Origin of the sequence: Micromonospora sp. NPDC052213 (assembly GCF_040679695.1) — a bacterium.
Taxonomy (GTDB): Bacteria; Actinomycetota; Actinomycetes; order Mycobacteriales; family Micromonosporaceae; genus Micromonospora.
The window spans coordinates 1-18,204 of sequence record NZ_JBFAVI010000011.1 but is presented as its reverse complement, the minus strand read 5'-3'; the positions used below and the strand labels follow the sequence as shown (position 1 = coordinate 18,204).

The following is an 18,204-nucleotide window of genomic DNA, read 5'->3' as shown; positions in this document are numbered from 1 at the left end:
GTCAGCCTACCGGGCCGGCCGACCCGGCAGGCGGTCACCACCACACCGGGCCGGCCCGCACCGTCACATGCTGGCGATCAGCCGCTCCACCCGCTCGTCGTACGCCCGGAACGGATCCTTGCAGAGCACCGTGCGCTGCGCCTGGTCGTTCAGCTTCAGGTGCACCCAGTCGACGGTGAAGTCACGCCGCTTCTCCTGGGCGTGCCGGATGAACTCGCCGCGCAGCCGGGCCCGGGTCGTCTGCGGCGGAGTCTCCTTCGCCTCGAAGATCTCCGGGTCGGTGGCCACCCGGTCCACCTCGCCGCGCCGCTCCAGCAGCCCGTAGAGGCCCCGGCCCCGACGCAGGTCGTGGTAGGCGAGATCCATCTGGGCGACCCGCGGGTGCGACAGCGGCAGGTCGTGCTTGCGCTGGTAGCGCTCGATCAGCCGGAGCTTGGTCACCCAGTCGATCTCCCGGGCCACCGGCTCCAGGTCGCCGGTCTCCACCGCGCGCAGCACCCGACCCCACAACTCCACCACCCGCTTGGCGGTCTGGTCGCTACCGCGCCGCTCCACGAACTCGGTCGCCTTCGCCAGGTATTCCTGCTGGATCTCCAGCGCGCTGACCTCCTTACCGGAGGACAGCCGCACCTTGCGCCGGCCCGTGATGTCGTGCGACACCTCGCGGATCGCCCGGATCGGGTTCTCCAGCGTCAGGTCCCGCATCACCACCCCGGCCTCGATCATCCGCAGCACGATGTCGGCGGTGCCGACCTTGAGCAGCGTCGTGACCTCGTTCATGTTGGAGTCGCCGACGATCACGTGCAGCCGGCGGTAGCGCTCCGCGTCCGCGTGCGGCTCGTCCCGCGTGTTGATGATCGGCCGGCTCCGGGTGGTCGCCGACGAGACGCCCTCCCAGATGTGCTCGGCCCGCTGCGACAGGCAGTAGACCGCCCCGCGCGGCGTCTGCAACACCTTGCCCGCGCCGCAGATCAACTGCCGCGTGACCAGGAACGGAATCAGCACGTCGGCCAGCCGGCCGAACTCGCCGTGCCGGGAGACCAGGTAGTTCTCGTGGCAGCCGTACGAGTTTCCGGCCGAGTCGGTGTTGTTCTTGAACAGGTAGATCTCGCCCGCGATGCCCTCGTCGTGCAACCGCTTCTCCGCGTCGACCAGCAGCCCCTCCAGGATCCGCTCGCCGGCCCGGTCGTGCGCGACCAGGTCCACCACCGAGTCGCACTCCGGGGTGGCGTACTCCGGGTGCGAGCCGACGTCGAGGTAGAGCCGGGCGCCGTTGCGCAGGAACACGTTGCTCGACCGGCCCCAGGACACCACTCGGCGGAAGAGGTACCGGGCGACCTCGTCGGGGGACAGCCGCCGCTGCCCGCGGTAGGTGCAGGTGACGCCGTACTCGGTCTCAAGGCCGAAGATTCGCCGCTCCATGATGAGACATTAGCCGCCCGAGGCCCCAGATGGGCAGCGCTCACCACGTCGTCTCACGCCGGGGACACCCGCGGGCCCGCCGGGGGGCACGCCGGCGCGCCGGCCCCACCGTCACCCGGGCACGACCCCGCCGTACGCCCCGCCGGCGCGTCCCGGGTGGACCATGCCGCCGCACGGGGCGTAGCGGCACGAAGGGACGGCGTCACGCCGGTGCGGGCGTCGTCCGGCCCGGTTGATCCACGCGGGTCGGTCGGGACCGGGCCCGCCGCGGCCGGAGCGTCGACCTGCGGGCGTACGACGACCGTGCGGGCGCCCGGGCCCACGGCCCCGACGCCCGCGCGACCGACTCCGCTACGCCTCGGGGGCCTCCGACTGCTGGCCCTCCAGGTCCGCCGAGCCGGCCGACGTGGTGGGCTTCCCCGCCTCCCCGGTCGGCGCGGTCGGGGTCTCCGGACGGACCGGCACGGCCGGCTCCTCGGCCTTGCCGCCGTCCAGCAGGGCGGTCAGCGCCGCCCCGGTGATGCGGCGGAACGTCCGTCCCACCCGGCGCCGGTCCAGGACCGCCACCTCCAACTGGTTCGCGGCGATGGTGCGGGACGCGCCGCCCTCGCCCCCGACGCTGCCCAGCGCCTGCACCGCGACCTTCACCGCCTCGCCCAGCGACATGTCCGGACGGTGGTGGGACTTCAGCACGCCGGTGATCGCCTCGGCCTGCCCGCCCATCGCCATCCGGCCCGGCTCGTCGTTGACGGAGCCGTCGTAGGTGAGCCGGTAGAGCTCGTCGTCCTCGGCGCTGGCACCGACCTCGGCCACGCAGATCTCCACCTCGAACGGCTTCGACTGCTCGGTGAAGATGGCGCCCAGGGTCTGCGCGAACGCGTTCGCCAGGGCCCGGCCGGTGACGTCGCGCCGGTCGTAGCTCAGGCCGTTCAGGTCGGCCATCCGCACGCCGGCGCGGCGCAGGTTCTCGAACTCGTTGTAGCGACCGACGGCGGCGAAGCCGATGCGGTCGTAGATCTCACTGACCTTGTGCAGGGCGCTGGAGAGGTTCTCGGCGACGAAGAGCACCCCGCCCTCGTAGCTCAGGACGACCGCGCTGCGGCCCCGGGCGATGCCCTTGCGGGCCAGCTCGGAGCGGTCGCGCATGATCTGCTCGGGCGAGGCGTAGAACTGCATGGCCACGGCGGCGGTTCTCCTTCAGGGCGCTGTGCTGACGGCTGCTGACTGGTGCGGGCGGGAGCGGATCAACCGCCCGGGTTCTCCATCCGGCCGGAGACCACGCTCTCGGCGATCGCCGACATCTCCTCGTCGGTGAGCCGGTGGGTGCCCTCCGCCGTCGCCGTCATCACCACCGGGTAGATCCGGCGGATCAGGTCCGGCCCGCCGGTGGCGGTGTCGTCGTCGGCCGCGTCGTAGAGCGCCTCGACCGCGAGCCGGACCGCCTCGTCGATCGAGAGACCCGGCTGGAAGCGCTTCTTCAGCGCGGAGCGGGCGAACAACGAACCGGAGCCGATCGCGTCGTAGCCGGTCTCCTCGTAGGGGCCGCCGGTGACGTCGAAGCTGAAGATGCGGCCGGCCCGCGCCGGGTCCTTCGCGGCCAGGTCGAAGCCGGCGAAGAGCGGGATCACCGCCAGGCCCTGCATGGCGGCGCCCAGGTTGCCGCGGATCATCGAGGCGAGCCGGTTGGCCTTGCCGTCGAGCGAGAGCATCGCGCCCTCGATCTTCTCGTAGTGCTCCAGCTCCACCTGGAACAGTCGCATCAGCTCGATGCCGATGCCCGCCGTGCCCGCGATGCCCACCAGGGAGTACGCGTCGGCCGGGTGCACCTTCTCGATGTCGCGCTGGGCGATCAGGTTGCCCATGGTGGCCCGCCGGTCGCCCGCCATCACGACGCCGCCGACGGCCGAGATGGCCACGATGGTCGTCGCGTGTGGCGCCATGTCGGCGGCCATGCCCGGCGGCAGCGGCCGTCGGCCGGGCAGCATCTCGGGGGCCACCTTGCTCAGGAACGAGGTGAAGGAGGACGTCCCCGCGTTGGTGAACACATCTGGTAGACGCCCGGATGGATCAAAACCCGCTGCCACGTGGTTCCTCTCAGATATGTGATCGCCCCGGCCAGTCGCGACTGATCGTCACGGAACTGGCCGAGACCACCGTTGCAGTTGAAGCACAATATCCCGCGCACCCAGCCGGTGCGATGATCGTGGTCCAGATGTTGGGGGTCCGGCGTGCCGCAGATCGCGCAGACGCCGCCATGCTCGGCCAGGAGCTCCTGAAACTCCTTCTCACCGATCCCGTAACGCCGCCGCAGGTGGTACTCGCGACTGCCGCCGTAGAGTCGCTGCTTCGTGTTTCGGGTCCTGACGTTGTGGCACGGCTTGCAGTACGTGCCGTAGCCGCTGCTGTCCGACCGGTTGCGGGGGAAGTCGGTCATCGGCTTGACCGATCCGCAGTCAGCGCAGAAGCGATGCCCCGCCGGAAGTTCCCGAACCGGCTTGACCTCCCGCCCGTGCGTCTCCCGCACCCGTTTGGCATAGCTAGCCTTGGACCGCTGGTTGAAGCACGGCTTGCAGTAGCTGCCGCGACCACTGGGCCGCTTGCTGCTCGAACAGAACTCGTCGATCAGCTTCCATTCCCCGCAGTCACGGCAGCGACGCCGACCGTCCCGGTCATCAAGAGGGAGTGGCATGTCCGTTTCACCCCGAGATGTTCACTGACCTCCCTTTTGCACGTAACCGCGCACGAACTCTTCGGCGTTCTCCTCCAGGACGGAGTCGATCTCGTCGAGCAGGTCGTCGACGTCCTCGGTGATCTCGGCGTGCCGCTCGGCGACCTCCGGGTTCGCCTCGGTGGTGACGTCCTCGATCTCCTCGCCCTGCCGGGACTTGCCCGACTGCGACTGCCCGCCGCTGTCACGAGTGGCCATTGCTGCCTCCTCCACGATCGCCTGCGATCAACTTACCTCGCGGAGGCGACGAAAAGCCCGCCGCGCGCCGGCTTCGGCACGCGGCGGGAATCGTCCACGCCGATCAGCCGCCGGTGAGGGTCTCGAGCAGGTCCTTCGCGCTGGGGCAGCGGTCGAAGAGCGCGCCGACGTGCTTGCGGGTGCCGCGCTCGGGCTCCATCATCGGCACCCGCACCAGCGACTCCCGGCCCACGTCGAAGATGACCGAGTCCCAGCTGGCCGCGACCACCTCGGAGGCGTACTGGGCCAGGCAGCGGCCGCGGAAGTAGGCGCGGGTGTCCTCCGGCGGCTCGGTCATCGCGGTGCGGGTCTGCTCGTCGTCGAGCAGGGTCTTCATCGCGCCCCGGGAGACCAACCGGTGGTAGAGGCCCTTCTCCGGGCGGACGTCCGAGTACTGCAGGTCGACCAACTGGAGCTTGTGCGAGCCCCAGCCGAGCTTCTCGCGCTCCCGGTAGCCCTCCAGCAGCCGTAGCTTCGCCACCCAGTCCAGTTCGTCGGCGCAGAGCATGACGTCGCGGCCCAGCCGGTCCAGCACGCTCTCCCAGCGGGCGAGCACGTCCAGGGTCTGCTCGTCGGCGTCGGCGCCGTAGCGGTCGTCCACGAAGGACCGCACCCGCTCGTAGTACGCCCACTGCACGTCCAGGGCGGTGAGTCGCCGCCCGTCGCGCAGCCGCATCAGGTGGGTGAGCGACGGGTCGTGGCTGACCGCGCGCAGCTCGCTGACCGGGTCGGCGATGCCCAGGTCGGAGCCGAGCGCCTTCTCCTCGATCATGGTGAGGATCAGCGCGGTGGTGCCGACCTTGAGGTAGGTGGAGATCTCCGACAGGTTCGCGTCGCCGATGATGACGTGCAGCCGCCGGTACTTGTCGGCGTCGGCGTGCGGCTCGTCGCGGGTGTTGATGATCGGCCGCTTGAGGGTGGTCTCCAGGCCGACCTCGACCTCGAAGAAGTCGGCGCGCTGGGAGATCTGGAAACCGGTCTGCCCGCCGTCCTGCCCGATGCCGACGCGGCCGGCGCCGCAGACGATCTGCCGGGTCACGAAGAACGGCGTCAGGTACGCCACGATGTCGGCGAAGGCCGTCTGGCGGCGCATCAGGTAGTTCTCGTGGGAGCCGTAGCTGGCGCCCTTGTTGTCGGTGTTGTTCTTGTAGAGGTGGATGGGCTGGGTGCCGGGGATGGTGGCGGCGCGGCGGGCCGCCTCGGCCATCACCCGCTCCCCCGCCTTGTCCCAGCGCACCAGGTCCCGCGGGTTGGTCACCTCGGGTGTGGAGTATTCCGGGTGGGCGTGGTCGACGTAGAGCCGCGCGCCGTTGGTGAGTATCACGTTGGCCAGCCCGAGGTCCTCGTCGGCGAGCGCCTCGGCCGGGTCGTACGCGGCGCCGGAGTAGGTGAAGCCGCGCGCGTCCCGCAGCGGCGACTCCTCCTCGTAGTCCCAGCGGGCACGGCCGCCCCGGTTGAGTTCCGGGCGCGCCCCGTAGGCGTTGACCACCTGGGAGGAGGTGACCATGGGGTTGGCGCCGGCCTGGCCGGGCACGGAGATGCCGTACTCGACCTCGGTGCCCATGATCCGTCTTACGCTCATCGACCTACCTGCTTCGCTCGCCCGACCCGGTCCCCCGTCACGTCGAGCGTAGTCGGCCGCGCGGCGGATGGGGGCGCGCCGGACCGGGGCGGCAGGCGCGGGCCGGACGGGGACGGGTGGGCCCGGACGGGACGGGGCCCGCGGCGCGACGCGCCGCGGGCCCCGTGCGGGTGTGGGTCAGAGGTACTGACCGGTGTTGCTGGCGGTCTCTATCGACCGGCCGGCCTCCGCGCCCTTGCCGCCGGAGACGAGCGTGCGGATGTAGACGATCCGCTCGCCCTTCTTGCCGGAGATGCGGGCCCAGTCGTCGGGATTGGTGGTGTTGGGCAGGTCCTCGTTCTCCCGGAACTCGTCGACGCAGGCGTCGAGGAGGTGCTGCAGGCGCAGGCCCTTGCGGCCGGAGGTGAGGAACTCCTTGATGGCCATCTTCTTGCCCCGGTCGACGATGTTCTGGATCATCGCGCCGGAGTTGAAGTCCTTGAAGTAGAGGACTTCCTTGTCGCCGTTGGCGTAGGTGACCTCGAGGAAGCGGTTCTCCTCGGTCTCCGAGTACATCCGCAGCACGACCGCGTCGATCATGGCCGCGACGGTGGCCTGGGGGTCGCCGCCGTGCTCGGCCAGGTCGTCCGGGTGCAGGGGCAGCCCGGAGAGGATGTACTTGGAGAAGATGTCCTTGGCCGCCTCGGCGTCCGGCCGCTCGATCTTGATCTTCACGTCGAGCCGGCCGGGGCGCAGGATCGCCGGGTCGATCATGTCTTCCCGGTTGGAGGCGCCGATGACGATGACGTTCTCCAGGCCCTCCACGCCGTCGATCTCGCTGAGCAGCTGCGGGACGATCGTGTTCTCCACGTCGGAGGAGACACCGGAGCCCCGGGTCCGGAACACCGAGTCCATCTCGTCGAAGAACACGATGACCGGGGTGCCCTCGCCGGCCTTCTCGCGGGCCCGCTGGAAGATCAGCCGGATGTGCCGCTCGGTCTCACCGACGTACTTGTTGAGCAGCTCCGGGCCCTTGATGTTGAGGAAGAAGCTCGTGTGCCGCTCCTTGCCCTCCCGCTCGGCGATCTTCTTCGCCAGCGAGTTGGCCACCGCCTTGGCGATCAGCGTCTTGCCGCAGCCGGGCGGGCCGTAGAGCAGGATGCCCTTCGGCGGGCGGAGCTGGTGCTCCCGGAACAGATCGGCGTGCAGGAAGGGCAGCTCCACCGCGTCGCGGATCTGCTCGATCTGGGCGTGGAGACCGCCGATGTCGGTGTAGTCGACGTCGGGCACCTCCTCCAGGACCAGCTCCTCGACCTCGCTCTTCGGGATCCGCTCGTAGGCGTACGCCGAGCGGGGCTCGATCATGAGCGAGTCGCCGGCCCGGATCGGCGAGCCGATCAGGGTCTCGGCGAGGTGCACGATCCGCTCCTCGTCGGAGTGCGAGACCACCAGCGCCCGGTCGCCCGGGCTGCCGTCGGGACCCGCGAGGATCTCCTTGAGCATGACCACCTCGCCGACCCGCTCGTAGCCGAACGCGTCGACGATGTTGAGCGCGTCGTTGAGCAGGACCTCCTGGCCGCGCCGCAGCTCGGCGACGTCCAGCGAGGGCGAGACGGCGACCCGGAGCTTGCGTCCGCCGGTGAACACGTCCACCGTGCCGTCGTCGTGCCGTGCGAGGAAGACGCCGTAGCCACTCGGTGGCTGCGCGAGGCGGTCGATCTCCTCCTTGAGCGTCACGATCTGCGCGCGGGCCTCCTTGAGGGTGCTCACGAGCCGGTCGTTGTTCTCGGTCAGCCGCGCCAACTGTGCCTGGGTGGCCGCCAGCCGCTCTTCGAGCTGCCGGACGTGTCGGGGGCTTTCGGTCAACTTGCGCCGCACCAGAGCGAGTTCCTCTTGAAGGAACGCGACCTGCGTGGAGAGATCGTGGGCCTCCTTCTCCCACCGTGCGGCGCGCGAGTCCGCGTCGTCGCTGCGTGCCACGTCCCACCTCCCCGGGGGGCTTGAACGTTCTGCCCTAACACTAGCCGCTATGAGGCCGATTCGGTCCCACGCAACGCGCTCGTCACCGAACCTTGATCGCCAAGGGTGGCCCCGAGGGCCGGTCCGGGCGTTCGGGTACCGTCGGGGCGTGGGACGGGAGAACATGGGGGGTGCGCCGTGGCGGAGGTCATGACCGACCAGCTGCAGGTCTGGGTGGACCAGGATCTCTGCACGGGCGACGGGCTCTGCGTGCAGTACGCGCCCGAGGTCTTCGAGTTCGACGTCGACGGGCTCGCCTACGTCAAGGGCCCCGACGGTGAGCTGCGGCTCGCGCCGGGCAGCCGGGTCGACGTGCCCGAGCACCTGCGCCTCGAGGTGATCGACTCGGCGAAGGAGTGCCCGGGCGAGTGCATCCACGTCGTACGCGGCAGCGACGGCGTCGAGGTCGCCGGCCCGGAGGCCGAGGAGGACTGAGCGCCCCGCCCTCCCGCGCCGCAGGGGGCGGGAGGGCTGCCGGCGTACGCCTCAGAGCATCGGACGGCCGACCACCGAGGCGACCAGGCGGGCGAACTCCTCCAGCCGGGCGATCTGTCCGGCGCCCCCGTCGTCGAGGGTCTTGCCGAAACGCAGCGCGTCGTGCCGGGGCGCGCCCACCGCCTCGTCGCTGGGCGGCGCCTCGTCGAGCGAGGTCAGCAGCAGGTAGACGTCGATGCTGTCGACCCGGATCCCGCCGTTGTCGTCGCGGGTGAGCCGCCGCCGGCAACCGACCTCGGTGACGGTGGAGACCGGCACCACGCGCAGCGAGGACGTCATCGACCCGGGCGGCCCCTCCCCCGGCGGCACGTCCTCGCCGTGCCAGAGGACGAGCCGGCTGCCGTCGCAGACCACGACCTCCTGCCACACCCCGTTGACCTCGTTGACGAAGCGTTCCAGGGTGAAGCCGAGCACCGACGCCCCCCGCAGCACCCCGCCCAGCGCCTCCAGGGCGACGTCGGGGTCGCGCAGGTAGGCGCGGGCCGCCGATTCGAGATCCTGGTAGGGCGACCAGTCCGGGAACACCGCCGGCAGGTCTCCGCCGCCGAAACCCGGCCGGTTCATGCCACCTCCCCGTAGCCGTACCACCGGCCCGCACCGGCCGGCAGGTTCCGTCCGCTCACTCCCGGCCGCCCCGTTCCACGGTCACGGCTGCGTCGTGTCCCCGGCCGCTGCCGGCTCCGCCGCGGCGGCCCGCGCGGCTGCGGCCTGCCGGGCCGCCTCCGCCTCGCGCAGCGCCTGCCGGCGTTCGGCGTACGCCTCGGCGCCCTTGCTCGGCTTGCGGCGCCGCGGCGGCGCGGTGACACCCGGAGCGAGCTTACGCGCGGACACCAGGAACGCGGTGTGCGCGATCATGCGGTGGTCCGGGCGCACCGCCAGCCCTTCGGCGTGCCAGTCGCGCACCAGCGACTCCCAGGCGCGCGGCTCGGTCCAGCCGCCGCGCTCGCGCAGCGCCTCGACCAGCTCGGACAGCTGCGGGGTGGTGGCGACGTAACCGATGAACACGCCACCGGGCACCAGGGCCCGCTCGACCATGTCGAGGGTCTCCCACGGGGTGAGCATGTCGAGGATGATCCGGTCGAAGCCCGTCTCGGTGCAGGTGGCGACGTCGCCGACGTGCAGGTGCCACGCCGGGTGCGGCCCGTTGAAGAACGCCTCGACGTTGCGCTTGGCGATCTGGGCGAAGTCGTCGCGCACCTCGAACGAGTGCAGCTCGCCCTCGGTGCCGACGGCGCGCAGCAGCGAGCAGGACAGCGCCCCGGAGCCGGCCCCGGCCTCCAGGACCTTCGCGCCGGGGAAGATGTCGCCCATGGCGACGATCTGGGCGGAGTCCTTCGGGTAGATCACCTGCGCGCCGCGCGGCATGGAGAGCACGTAGTCCGACAGCAGCGGGCGCAGGGCCAGGAACGCGGTGCCGCCGCCGGAGGTGGTGACCACGCTGCCGTCGGGCAGGCCGATCAGCGCGTCGTGCTCAAGGATGCCCCGGTGGGTGTGGAACGCCTTGCCCGGCTCCAGGGTGACCGTGTGCATCCGCCCCTTGGGGTCGGTCAGCTGCACCCGGTCGCCGGGCCGGAACGGCCCGCGGTGCACGGGGGGCAGCGCCCGGGTGTCGGCGGGCACCGGGGCGCCCTGGTCGGCCGGGGCGGCGGGGGGAGTTGCGGTCACGTGTTCATCTTCCGTTGAGGTTCGAGGAGCTGAGCCAGATCCGCGATGTGCAGGATGCCGACGACATCTTCGCCTGAGGTCACCACGTACTGCGCGCCCGGGTGGGTCTGTACCGCCTCCATCACCCGCTCCCCGTCGAGCCCGACGGGCATGGCGGGCAGGTCGGCCAGGGACCGGGCGACCGCGTCGACGGCCAGCCAGGGGCGGCGTTCCGCCGGAACGGCCTCCGCCGCGGTGGGGTCGACCAGGGCGACCGCCCGGCCGGCGGAGTCGGTGACCAGGAGCGCGGCGCCCGGCGTGGCGCCGGCGGCCCGGCGCTGCGCCTCGGCCAGCGGCGTGCCGGTGGGCACGGCGAGCACCGGCCGGGACAGCCGGGACAGGTCGATCAGCGGGAAGCGGCGGCTGATCCGCGCCATCCGGATCGACTGCCCGGCGCCGCGCCAGAGGGTGAACGCGACGAGCAGCATCAGCGGCAGCGCCAGCGGTGCCAGGTTGCCGGTGAGGGTGAACAGGATGACCAGCGCGGCGGTGCCGACGGCGACGGCGCGCCCCACCCACCCGGCGACCTCGGTGCCCCGGTGCCGGTCGTGGGTCACCGCCCAGACCGCCGCCCGCAGCGCCCGGCCGCCGTCGAGCGGCAGCCCCGGCAGGATGTTGAACAGCGCGACGATGACGTTGCTCACCGCCAGCTGGAACGCGAGCTGGTTGGCCAGGGTGCGGTCGGGCAGGGCGAGGGTGGCGGCGACGGCGACCGCGCCGAGCACGGCGGAGACGGCGGGACCGGCGAGCGACACCAGCAGGTCGATGCGGGGAGACGGGGCGTCGCGGTCCATCTCGGTGTAGCCGCCGAGCAGCTCCAGGGTGATGCCGCGCACACCGATGCCGTACCGGCGGGCGGTCAGGGCGTGGCCGAGCTCGTGCAAGAGCACCGAGCCGAGCAGGGAGACCACGAAGCCGAAGCCGATCAGGTAGCCGGCGAGCTGGGACAGGTCGAGCTGGCGGCGGGCGAACTCCGCGTACAGCACGGTCACCAGCAGGGTGAGCAGCACCATCGAGCCGTTGAGGTGCAGCGGCACCCCGAAGACCCGGCCCACGGTCAGGCCGGGCCGCGGGTCGGGCCGGCGCCGCGGTTGCCTCGTCTGCTCCATCGGACCGATGCTACGCGGCGGGAGATCATGCACCGGAGCGGCGACGGTGGAGGTGTCACACCGGTGCCCTAACCTTCCGGGCATGACGGCGGAACCGGTGACCACGCAGCAGCCCGCGACCCCGGCCGAGGTGCCGGCGACGGTGCGGGCCTCGCTGTCGCCGTCGCGGGCGGCGGATTTCAAGACCTGCCCGCTGCTCTACCGGTTCCGCAGCATCGACCGGCTGCCGGAGCGGCCGACCGTCGAGCAGGCCCGGGGCACGCTCGTGCACGCCGTGCTGGAGCGGCTGTTCGACCTGCCCGCCGGCGGGCGCACCCCGACGGCGGCGGGCGACCTGGTGGCCCCGCAGTGGGACCGGCTGGTCACCGAGCAGCCGGAGCTGGCGGGGCTGTTCGCCGACGGCGACACCCCGGCCGCGGCCGAGTTCCTCCGCTCGGCCGCCGCGCTGCTGGAGGGCTACTTCGCGGTGGAGGACCCGCGCCGGCTGGAGCCGGCCGAACGGGAGAGCCTGATCTCGGCGGTGGTCGACGAGGAGCTGCTGATCCGGGGCTATCTCGACCGGCTCGACGTGGCGCCGGACGGCGCGCTGCGGGTGGTCGACTACAAGACCGGCGGCGCGCCGCGGGAGGCGTTCGAGGCGCGGGCGCTGTTCCAGCTCAAGTTCTACGCGCTGGTGCTGTGGCGCACCCGGGGCGTGGTCCCCCGGGTGCTGCGGCTGCTCTACCTCAAGGACGCGGAGGTCTGCGACTACGCCCCGGACGCCGAGGAGCTGCTCCGCTTCGAGCGCACGGTGGTGGCCCTGTGGCGGGCGATCGAGCAGGCGACCGAACGTCAGGACTTCCGTCCCCGGCCGAGCCGGCTCTGCGACTGGTGCAGCCATCAGGCCCTCTGCCCGAGCTTCGGCGGCACCCCGCCGCCGTTCCCGGCGCAGGTGGCGACGGATCCGCTGCGCGACGCCCGGTCCCGCCCGGCGGCCCCCGGCGCCGACGAGTGACGCCGCCGCGCGCGACCGGGCCCCACGTCGTCAACAGAATGCCCACGGTCGACCGGTGGCGCAGCGACCGCACGGACCGGTGAGCGACCGGGTGCGCGGGCCGGCGAGCCACCGGGCGCACGGCCCGGGGAGCCGGCGGGCGCGAGCGACGGCGAGGCGCCCGGGTGCCCGAACCGGGGAGCCGGCGGGCGGGCCCCTGGCGCGGTGGAGGCAGTCTCCTCCTCAGGGATGAGGCCGGGCTCACCGTCGGCGACGATCAATCCGGCGTGGCGGCCGCTAGCGTCGCGGTATGACTTCGGGCCCGAAGGCGTGGCTGCGCCGGCACCCGCTCGCCGCGGACGCTCTCCTCGCCGTCGGGCTCGTCGGGGCGGAGATCGTGTTCACCTTCCTCACCCCCCGCGAGTACTGGCCGCCGCACCTGATGGCGGCGCTGGCCTGGAGCCCGGTCTGCGCCGCGCCGGTGGCGCTGCGCCGGGTCGCGCCGTGGCCCGCCGTCGCCGCGGCGGTGGCGACGCTGGCGCTGCCCGTCCTGCTCGACCTGGCGCCGGCCGCGCAGGGCCTGACCTTCCTGGTGCTCACCTACACGGTGGCCGCCACCCGGCCGCTCCGGACGGCGGTCGCGGCGGCCCTGGCGCTCTGGCTGCCAGCCGCGGTGGTGAACGCAGTCGCACCCCCGGACGGGATGATGGAGGGCGTCAGCTTTGCGTACCTGGTGGTGAACAGCCTGCTGACGGGGGCGGTGTCGTACTCGGTGGGCCGGGCCGTGCACGGGCGCCGGGCCGCCACGGAGGCGCTGCGGGAGCGGGCCCGGGCCGCCGAGGAGAACCAGCGTTCGCTCGCCGAGCAGGCGGTCGCCGACGAGCGCCGCCGCATCGCCCGGGAGCTGCACGACGTCGTCGCGCACCACGTCAGCGTGATGGGGGTGCTGGCCACCGGGGCCCGGCGGGTGCTGCCGAAGGACCGGGACGCGGCCGACGAGGCGATCGCCACCATCGAGGCGACCAGCCGGGCCACCCTGCGGGAGCTGCGCCGGCTGCTGGACGTGCTGCGTACCGACGCCGAGCCGGCCGCCGACCTGGCCCCGCAGCCGGGACTCGCCGGCATCGAGGCCCTGGTCGACCAGGTGCGCGAGGCCGGCCTGCCGGTGACGCTGCGGGTCGAGGGCACCCCGGGGGCGCTGGAGGAGGGGGTGGCGCTGACCCTCTACCGCATCGCCCAGGAGGCGCTGACCAACGCGCTCAAGCACGCCGGCACGGCCACGGCGGAGGTGCGGCTGACCTTCGACGAGGGCGCGGTCGGCGTCGAGGTGGCCGACACCGGGCGCGGCCCGGGGCCGGGCGGCGACCGGATCGGGCACGGCCTGGTCGGGATGCGGGAACGGGTCGCCCTCTACGGTGGGGTCCTGCGCACCGGGGCACGCCCCGGCGGCGGCTTCCGGGTTTCCGCGCGGATCCCGGTGGACGGCCGTGGCGCGGTGGCGGCGTGACCGGCTCGGGGGCGTACGGGAGAATCGCGGCCGGGCCGCGGGACGGGGGGACGGCGTGACCGGGGATCAGGGACGGGGGATCAGGTGACCGAGGCGACGGTGCCGGCGCGGCCGGTGCGCATCCTGCTCGCCGACGACCAGCCGTTGCTGCGTACCGGCTTCCGGATGGTGCTCGGCACGGAGGACGACCTGGACATCGTGGCCGAGGCCGGGGACGGCGTCGAGGCGGTGGACCTGTCGCGCCGGCTGCTGCCCGACGTGGTGCTGATGGACATCCGGATGCCGCGGATGGACGGGGTCGCGGCGACCCGGGCGATCGTCGACGCCCGGCTGCCGGTGCGGGTGCTGATCCTGACCACCTTCGACCTGGACGAGTACGTGGTCGGGGCGCTGCGGGCCGGGGCGAGCGGCTTCCTGGCCAAGGACGTGCCGGCGGAGGACCTGGTCACCGCGATCCGCACGGTGGCGGCCGGGGACGCGGTGGTGGCGCCCCGCATCCTCAAGCGGCTGCTGGACCGGTTCGCCGACATGCTGCCGGACCCGGCGGCGGCCCCGCCCAAGGGCCTCGGCGCGCTGACGGAGCGGGAACGCGAGGTGCTGGTGCAGGTGGCCCGGGGGCTGTCCAACGCCGAGATCGCCCGGGCCCTGTCGGTCAGCGAGACCACCATCAAGACCCACGTGGGGCACGTGCTCACCAAGCTGGGGCTGCGCGACCGGGTGCAGGCCGTGGTGCTGGCGTACGAGTCGGGTCTGGTCCGCCCCCGGCCGTAGCAACGCGCGCCCTGGCTGTTTCCGCAGGCGTACCCGAAGATTCCCCGCTTCCGGGAGGCGCCGTTGCCGTCGTCACCTACCGTGACCGGAGGTGGCGCGGCGCGGTTGACCCTGACGTGGCGTCACTGTGCAGGATCGGTCCCCGACGGGCGGGAAACGCGCTCGACCGGGCGCCGGGTCAGGGGCAACCCTGAGCCAGGGTCGGGGGCACCCGCACCGCGAAATAGGCACCGGCTCCGCCCGGAGTCGGACGGATCGGCGCCGACGAGCACCGATGATGAAACTGCCGCGCCGGACCAGCGGGGGCGGCGCGGATCAAATCAGACGGAAGAGGTAGATGACGTGACCGCGACGGTAGGCCAGCAGGCGCAGGCCGCGGCCCGGGCGAACGACGTGTGGAAGGTGTACGGCAGCGGCGAGGCGCAGGTCATCGCGCTGCGGGGGGTCAGCGCGGAATTCGAGCGTGGCAGGTTCACGGCGATCATGGGCCCCTCGGGCTCGGGCAAGTCGACGCTGATGCACTGCCTCGCCGGCCTCGACTCGGTCACCCGTGGCACCGTGTCGATCGGCGACACCACCGTCACCGGCCTGGGCGACGCGGGCCTGACCAAGCTGCGCCGGGACAAGGTCGGCTTCATCTTCCAGCAGTTCAACCTGCTGCCGACCCTGACGGCGAAGGAGAACATCCTGCTGCCGCTGTCGATCGCCGGGCGCAAGCCGGACCCGGCCTGGTACGACACGGTCATCGCCACGGTGGGGCTGCAGGACCGGCTGGGCCACCGCCCGGCGCAGCTCTCCGGTGGGCAGCAGCAGCGCGTGGCCTGCGCCCGCGCACTGGTCTCCCGCCCCGAGGTGATCTTCGCCGACGAGCCGACGGGCAACCTCGACTCCCGCTCCGGCGCGGAGGTGCTCAACTTCCTGCGCAACTCCGTGCGCGAGCACGGGCAGACGATCGTCATGGTCACCCACGACCCGACCGCCGCCGCGTACGCCGACCGGGTGGTCTTCCTCGCCGACGGGCAGATCGTCTCCGAACTGATCGAGCCGACCGCCGACACCGTGCTCGACACGATGAAGAAGCTGGACACCCCCACCGAGGTGGCCCGCTGATGTTCCGGGCGACTCTGAAGAGCCTGCTGGCCCGCAAGGTCCGGCTGATCCTCTCCGGCCTGGCCGTGGTGCTGGGCGTCATGTTCGTCTCCGGCGCGTTCGTGCTCACCGACACGCTCGGCCGCTCGTTCGACGCGATCTTCGCCGACGCGTACGAGGGGGTGGACGTCAACGTCGCCGCCAAGCCGAAGATCGACGTCGCCGAGGCCGAGGGCATGCAGACGGCCCAGCCGTTGCCGGCGGCCACCCTGGACAAGGTCCGGGCGGTGCCCGGCGTGGCCGAGGCGACCGGCGTCGTCGGCGTCGACGGGGCACGGCTGATCGGCAGCAACGGCAAGGTGGTCACGTCGTTCGGTCCGCCGCAGCTGGGCGAGAACTGGACCGGCGAGAACGACCTGGTGCAACTGCGCGAGGGACGGCCGCCGCAGGCCGACGACGAGATCGTGGTCAACAAGGCGCTGGCCACGGCCGGCAAGGTGAAGGTCGGTGACCGGGTCGGCGTGCTGACCCTCCAGCCGAAGCAGGAGTTCACCATCGTCGGTGTCTTCGGCTACAGCGGCGGCCGGGACTCCATCGGCGGCGCCAACGAGATCATGTTCACCACGCCCGTCGCGCAGCGGCTGATGCTCGGCGCACCGGACACCTTCAGCAGCATCACGGTCACCGCCGCCGGCGGGACGTCGGACGAGGCGCTGCGCGACGCGGTGGCCGCCGCGGTGGGCGCCGACTACGAGGTCAAGACCGGCGAGCAGCTCTCTGAGGAGGCGGCGGCCAGCATGAAGGAGGCGCTGTCCTTCTTCAACCGGATCCTGCTCGGCTTCGCCGCGGTGGCGCTGCTGGTGGGCACCTTCCTGATCCTCAACACCTTCTCGATCATCGTGGCGCAGCGCACCCGCGAGCTGGCGCTGATGCGCGCCATCGGGGCCAGCGGCCGGCAGATCATCGGGTCGGTGGTCCTGGAGGCCGTCGCGGTGGGGCTGATCGCCTCGGTGCTCGGCCTCGGCGCCGGCATCGGTATCGGCGCGCTGCTGGCGTACCTGTTCAGCACCTTCGCCGGCGGGCTGACCCTGGCCGGGGTCGGCGTGCCGCTGTCCGCGGTGATCGGCGCGTTCGCCGTCGGCCTGGTGATCACCGTGGTCGCCGCGCTGCTGCCGGCCCTGCGGGCGTCCCGGATCCCGCCGATCGCGGCGATGCAGGACGTGGCCAACCCGGACCGCCCGCTGACCAAGGTCACCGTGGCCGGCGGAATCGTCACCGCCGTCGGCGCCGGGCTGCTGGCCCTGGGCCTCACCGGCAACGCCGGAGGCAACACCCTGGCCACCATCCTCGGCGGCGTGCTGTTCGCCTTCATCGGCGTGGCCCTGCTGACCCCGCTGATCAGCCGCCCGGTGGTGAGCCTGCTCGGCGCCATCTTCGCCTGGTCGGTGCCGGGCAAGCTGGGCCGGCTCAACTCCGGCCGCAACCCGCGCCGCACCGCCATCACCGCCGCGGCGCTGATGGTGGGCATCGCCCTGGTCACCGGGGTGACCGTGATCCTGGACTCGGCAAAGAGCAGCATCAGCGCGCTCACCCAGGACACGCTCAAGGCGGAGCTGGTGATCTCCGGGGCACAGAGCGGCCCCCGGCCGCCGAGCTTCGACTCGGGGGTGCTGGAGAAGGCCGCGGCGATCCCCGGGGTGCGCCTGGCCGACGGCGAGTACGGCGACATGGCGGTGGTCGGCGGCAAACGCACCTGGGTCGGGGCGAGCAGCGACGTCGCCGCGCTGCGGCAGATCTTCGGCGCCGAGGCCACCGCCGGGAACATCGACCGGCTCGCGCCGGACGAGATGCTGGTCAGCTCGGACACCGCCAAGTCGCGCGGGCTCTCCGTCGGCTCGCAGGTGCCGGTGCAGCTGGCCCGGGGCGAGGCGCGGACCTACACGGTGACCGGCATCTACGCCAGCTCCGAGCTGACCAACCAGGTGGTGCTGCCGCCGCAGGCGGCGCGCGACTTCGCCATCCCGCAGCCGATCCAGGGCTTCATCCAGCTGGCCCCGGGCACCCGGGTCGCCGACGTGCAGCCGCAGATCGAGGCGCTGCTGGCCGACTCCCCCGAGGTGTCGGTGGCCGACCGGGAGGCGTTCATCGACCAGCAGGCCGGCCAGCTCGACGGCCTGCTCACGATGATCCAGATCCTGCTGGCGCTGGCCATCGTGATCGCCGTGCTCGGCATCATCAACACCCTGGCGCTGTCGGTGCTGGAACGCACCCGGGAGCTGGGGCTGCTGCGGGCCATCGGCCTGCGCCGGGCGCAGACCATGCGGATGGTCACCGTCGAGGCGGTGGTGATCTCGGTCTTCGGCGCGCTGCTCGGCGTCGCCGTCGGCGCCGGCCTCGGCGCGGCCGTGGTCGAAGCGCTGCGGGACGAGGGGATCACGGACCTGGTCCTGCCCTGGTCCCAGATGGGGGTCTTCCTCGGCCTGGCCGCGATCATCGGGGTCATCGCCGCGGTGCTGCCGGCGGTCCGGGCCGCCCGGATCAACGTCCTGGGCGCCATCGCCCACGACTGACCCACCAGGCACGACGAGG

Annotated in this window: 16 protein-coding genes; 6 read left to right on the top strand and 10 right to left on the bottom strand. The window is 72.4% G+C overall.

All coding sequences use genetic code 11. The features are described from left to right. Positions 1–63: 63 nt before the first annotated feature. The 7 genes from pafA to arc all read right to left on the bottom strand — a co-directional run bounded on the left by pafA (position 64) and on the right by arc (position 7,928). The gene (gene pafA, locus AB0L34_RS05060; protein WP_363701973.1) at positions 64–1,422 is read right to left on the bottom strand and encodes a Pup--protein ligase; all 1,359 of its coding nucleotides are present in this window, start codon (positions 1,420–1,422) and stop codon (positions 64–66) included. A gap of 351 nt (positions 1,423–1,773) precedes the next feature. Further along, complete coding sequence (prcA, locus tag AB0L34_RS05055) at positions 1,774–2,604, bottom strand: proteasome subunit alpha (RefSeq protein WP_363701971.1); 831 nt, start codon at positions 2,602–2,604, stop codon at positions 1,774–1,776. Positions 2,605–2,666: 62 nt separating this feature from the next. Next, a complete protein-coding gene (gene prcB / locus AB0L34_RS05050) occupies positions 2,667–3,506 on the bottom strand; it encodes a proteasome subunit beta (protein ID WP_350704275.1) in 840 nt (279 codons plus the stop codon). Beyond that, positions 3,425–4,111 (bottom strand): endonuclease VII domain-containing protein, encoded by a 687-nt coding sequence (locus tag AB0L34_RS05045; protein WP_363701969.1) that lies wholly within the window; start codon positions 4,109–4,111, stop codon positions 3,425–3,427. The genes prcB and AB0L34_RS05045 overlap by 82 nt, the downstream gene beginning before the upstream one ends. A 21-nt stretch (positions 4,112–4,132) precedes the next feature. After that, a complete protein-coding gene (locus AB0L34_RS05040; RefSeq protein WP_067366797.1) occupies positions 4,133–4,348 on the bottom strand; it encodes a ubiquitin-like protein Pup in 216 nt (71 codons plus the stop codon). A gap of 103 nt (positions 4,349–4,451) precedes the next feature. Beyond that, the gene (gene dop / locus AB0L34_RS05035) at positions 4,452–5,969 is read right to left on the bottom strand and encodes a depupylase/deamidase Dop (RefSeq protein ID WP_350704279.1); all 1,518 of its coding nucleotides are present in this window, start codon (positions 5,967–5,969) and stop codon (positions 4,452–4,454) included. 177 nt (positions 5,970–6,146) lie between these two features. Continuing rightward, positions 6,147–7,928, bottom strand: a complete 1,782-nt coding sequence (gene arc, locus AB0L34_RS05030) for a proteasome ATPase (RefSeq protein ID WP_350685640.1) — start codon at positions 7,926–7,928, stop codon at positions 6,147–6,149. A 177-nt stretch (positions 7,929–8,105) separates the two neighbouring features. On the opposite strand from arc, the gene AB0L34_RS05025 reads away from it, so the two are divergent. Then, positions 8,106–8,402: a ferredoxin gene (locus tag AB0L34_RS05025; protein WP_350685639.1), complete on the top strand. Its 297-nt coding sequence runs from the start codon at positions 8,106–8,108 to the stop codon at positions 8,400–8,402. A 51-nt stretch (positions 8,403–8,453) separates the two neighbouring features. On the opposite strand, the gene AB0L34_RS05020 is transcribed toward AB0L34_RS05025, so the two are convergent. The 3 genes from AB0L34_RS05020 to AB0L34_RS05010 all read right to left on the bottom strand — a co-directional run bounded on the left by AB0L34_RS05020 (position 8,454) and on the right by AB0L34_RS05010 (position 11,275). Next, entirely contained in the window at positions 8,454–9,026 is a 573-nt protein-coding gene (locus tag AB0L34_RS05020; RefSeq protein ID WP_350704280.1) for a hypothetical protein, read from the bottom strand. Positions 9,027–9,107: 81 nt separating this feature from the next. Then, the gene (locus AB0L34_RS05015; RefSeq protein WP_363702059.1) at positions 9,108–10,082 is read right to left on the bottom strand and encodes a tRNA (adenine-N1)-methyltransferase; all 975 of its coding nucleotides are present in this window, start codon (positions 10,080–10,082) and stop codon (positions 9,108–9,110) included. 41 nt (positions 10,083–10,123) lie between these two features. Further along, positions 10,124–11,275 carry a M50 family metallopeptidase gene (locus AB0L34_RS05010; protein ID WP_363701965.1) on the bottom strand — a complete coding sequence of 384 codons (1,152 nt, stop codon included), beginning with the start codon at positions 11,273–11,275 and terminating at the stop codon, positions 10,124–10,126. Positions 11,276–11,357: 82 nt separating this feature from the next. Here AB0L34_RS05010 and AB0L34_RS05005 point away from each other — a divergent pair, with 82 nt between their 5' ends. From AB0L34_RS05005 to AB0L34_RS04985, 5 genes are all read left to right on the top strand, one after another. Then, entirely contained in the window at positions 11,358–12,269 is a 912-nt protein-coding gene (locus AB0L34_RS05005) for a PD-(D/E)XK nuclease family protein (protein ID WP_357456916.1), read from the top strand. Between the two features lie 289 nt (positions 12,270–12,558). Next, positions 12,559–13,755, top strand: a complete 1,197-nt coding sequence (locus AB0L34_RS05000) for a sensor histidine kinase (protein WP_363701963.1) — start codon at positions 12,559–12,561, stop codon at positions 13,753–13,755. 84 nt (positions 13,756–13,839) lie between these two features. Further along, entirely contained in the window at positions 13,840–14,526 is a 687-nt protein-coding gene (locus AB0L34_RS04995) for a response regulator transcription factor (protein WP_357456920.1), read from the top strand. Between the two features lie 342 nt (positions 14,527–14,868). Further along, the gene (locus AB0L34_RS04990; protein ID WP_350704290.1) at positions 14,869–15,636 is read left to right on the top strand and encodes an ABC transporter ATP-binding protein; all 768 of its coding nucleotides are present in this window, start codon (positions 14,869–14,871) and stop codon (positions 15,634–15,636) included. Next, positions 15,636–18,185 (top strand): ABC transporter permease, encoded by a 2,550-nt coding sequence (locus tag AB0L34_RS04985; RefSeq protein ID WP_363701960.1) that lies wholly within the window; start codon positions 15,636–15,638, stop codon positions 18,183–18,185. Before AB0L34_RS04990 ends, AB0L34_RS04985 begins: the two co-directional genes overlap by 1 nt. The last annotated feature ends 19 nt before the right edge of the window (positions 18,186–18,204 follow it).

What these genes read in the sequence shown, in the direction of transcription:
- AB0L34_RS05010 (WP_363701965.1), bottom strand. Translation starts at nt 11,275, where the DNA reads ATGGAGCAGACGAGGCAACCGCGGCGCCGGCCCGACCCGCGGCCCGGC.
- AB0L34_RS05000 (WP_363701963.1), top strand. Translation starts at nt 12,559, where the DNA reads ATGACTTCGGGCCCGAAGGCGTGGCTGCGCCGGCACCCGCTCGCCGCG.
- AB0L34_RS05020 (WP_350704280.1), bottom strand. Translation starts at nt 9,026, where the DNA reads ATGAACCGGCCGGGTTTCGGCGGCGGAGACCTGCCGGCGGTGTTCCCG.
- AB0L34_RS05005 (WP_357456916.1), top strand. Translation starts at nt 11,358, where the DNA reads ATGACGGCGGAACCGGTGACCACGCAGCAGCCCGCGACCCCGGCCGAG.
- AB0L34_RS04985 (WP_363701960.1), top strand. Translation starts at nt 15,636, where the DNA reads ATGTTCCGGGCGACTCTGAAGAGCCTGCTGGCCCGCAAGGTCCGGCTG.
- AB0L34_RS05045 (WP_363701969.1), bottom strand. Translation starts at nt 4,111, where the DNA reads ATGCCACTCCCTCTTGATGACCGGGACGGTCGGCGTCGCTGCCGTGAC.
- dop (WP_350704279.1), bottom strand. Translation starts at nt 5,969, where the DNA reads ATGAGCGTAAGACGGATCATGGGCACCGAGGTCGAGTACGGCATCTCC.
- AB0L34_RS05040 (WP_067366797.1), bottom strand. Translation starts at nt 4,348, where the DNA reads ATGGCCACTCGTGACAGCGGCGGGCAGTCGCAGTCGGGCAAGTCCCGG.
- pafA (WP_363701973.1), bottom strand. Translation starts at nt 1,422, where the DNA reads ATGGAGCGGCGAATCTTCGGCCTTGAGACCGAGTACGGCGTCACCTGC.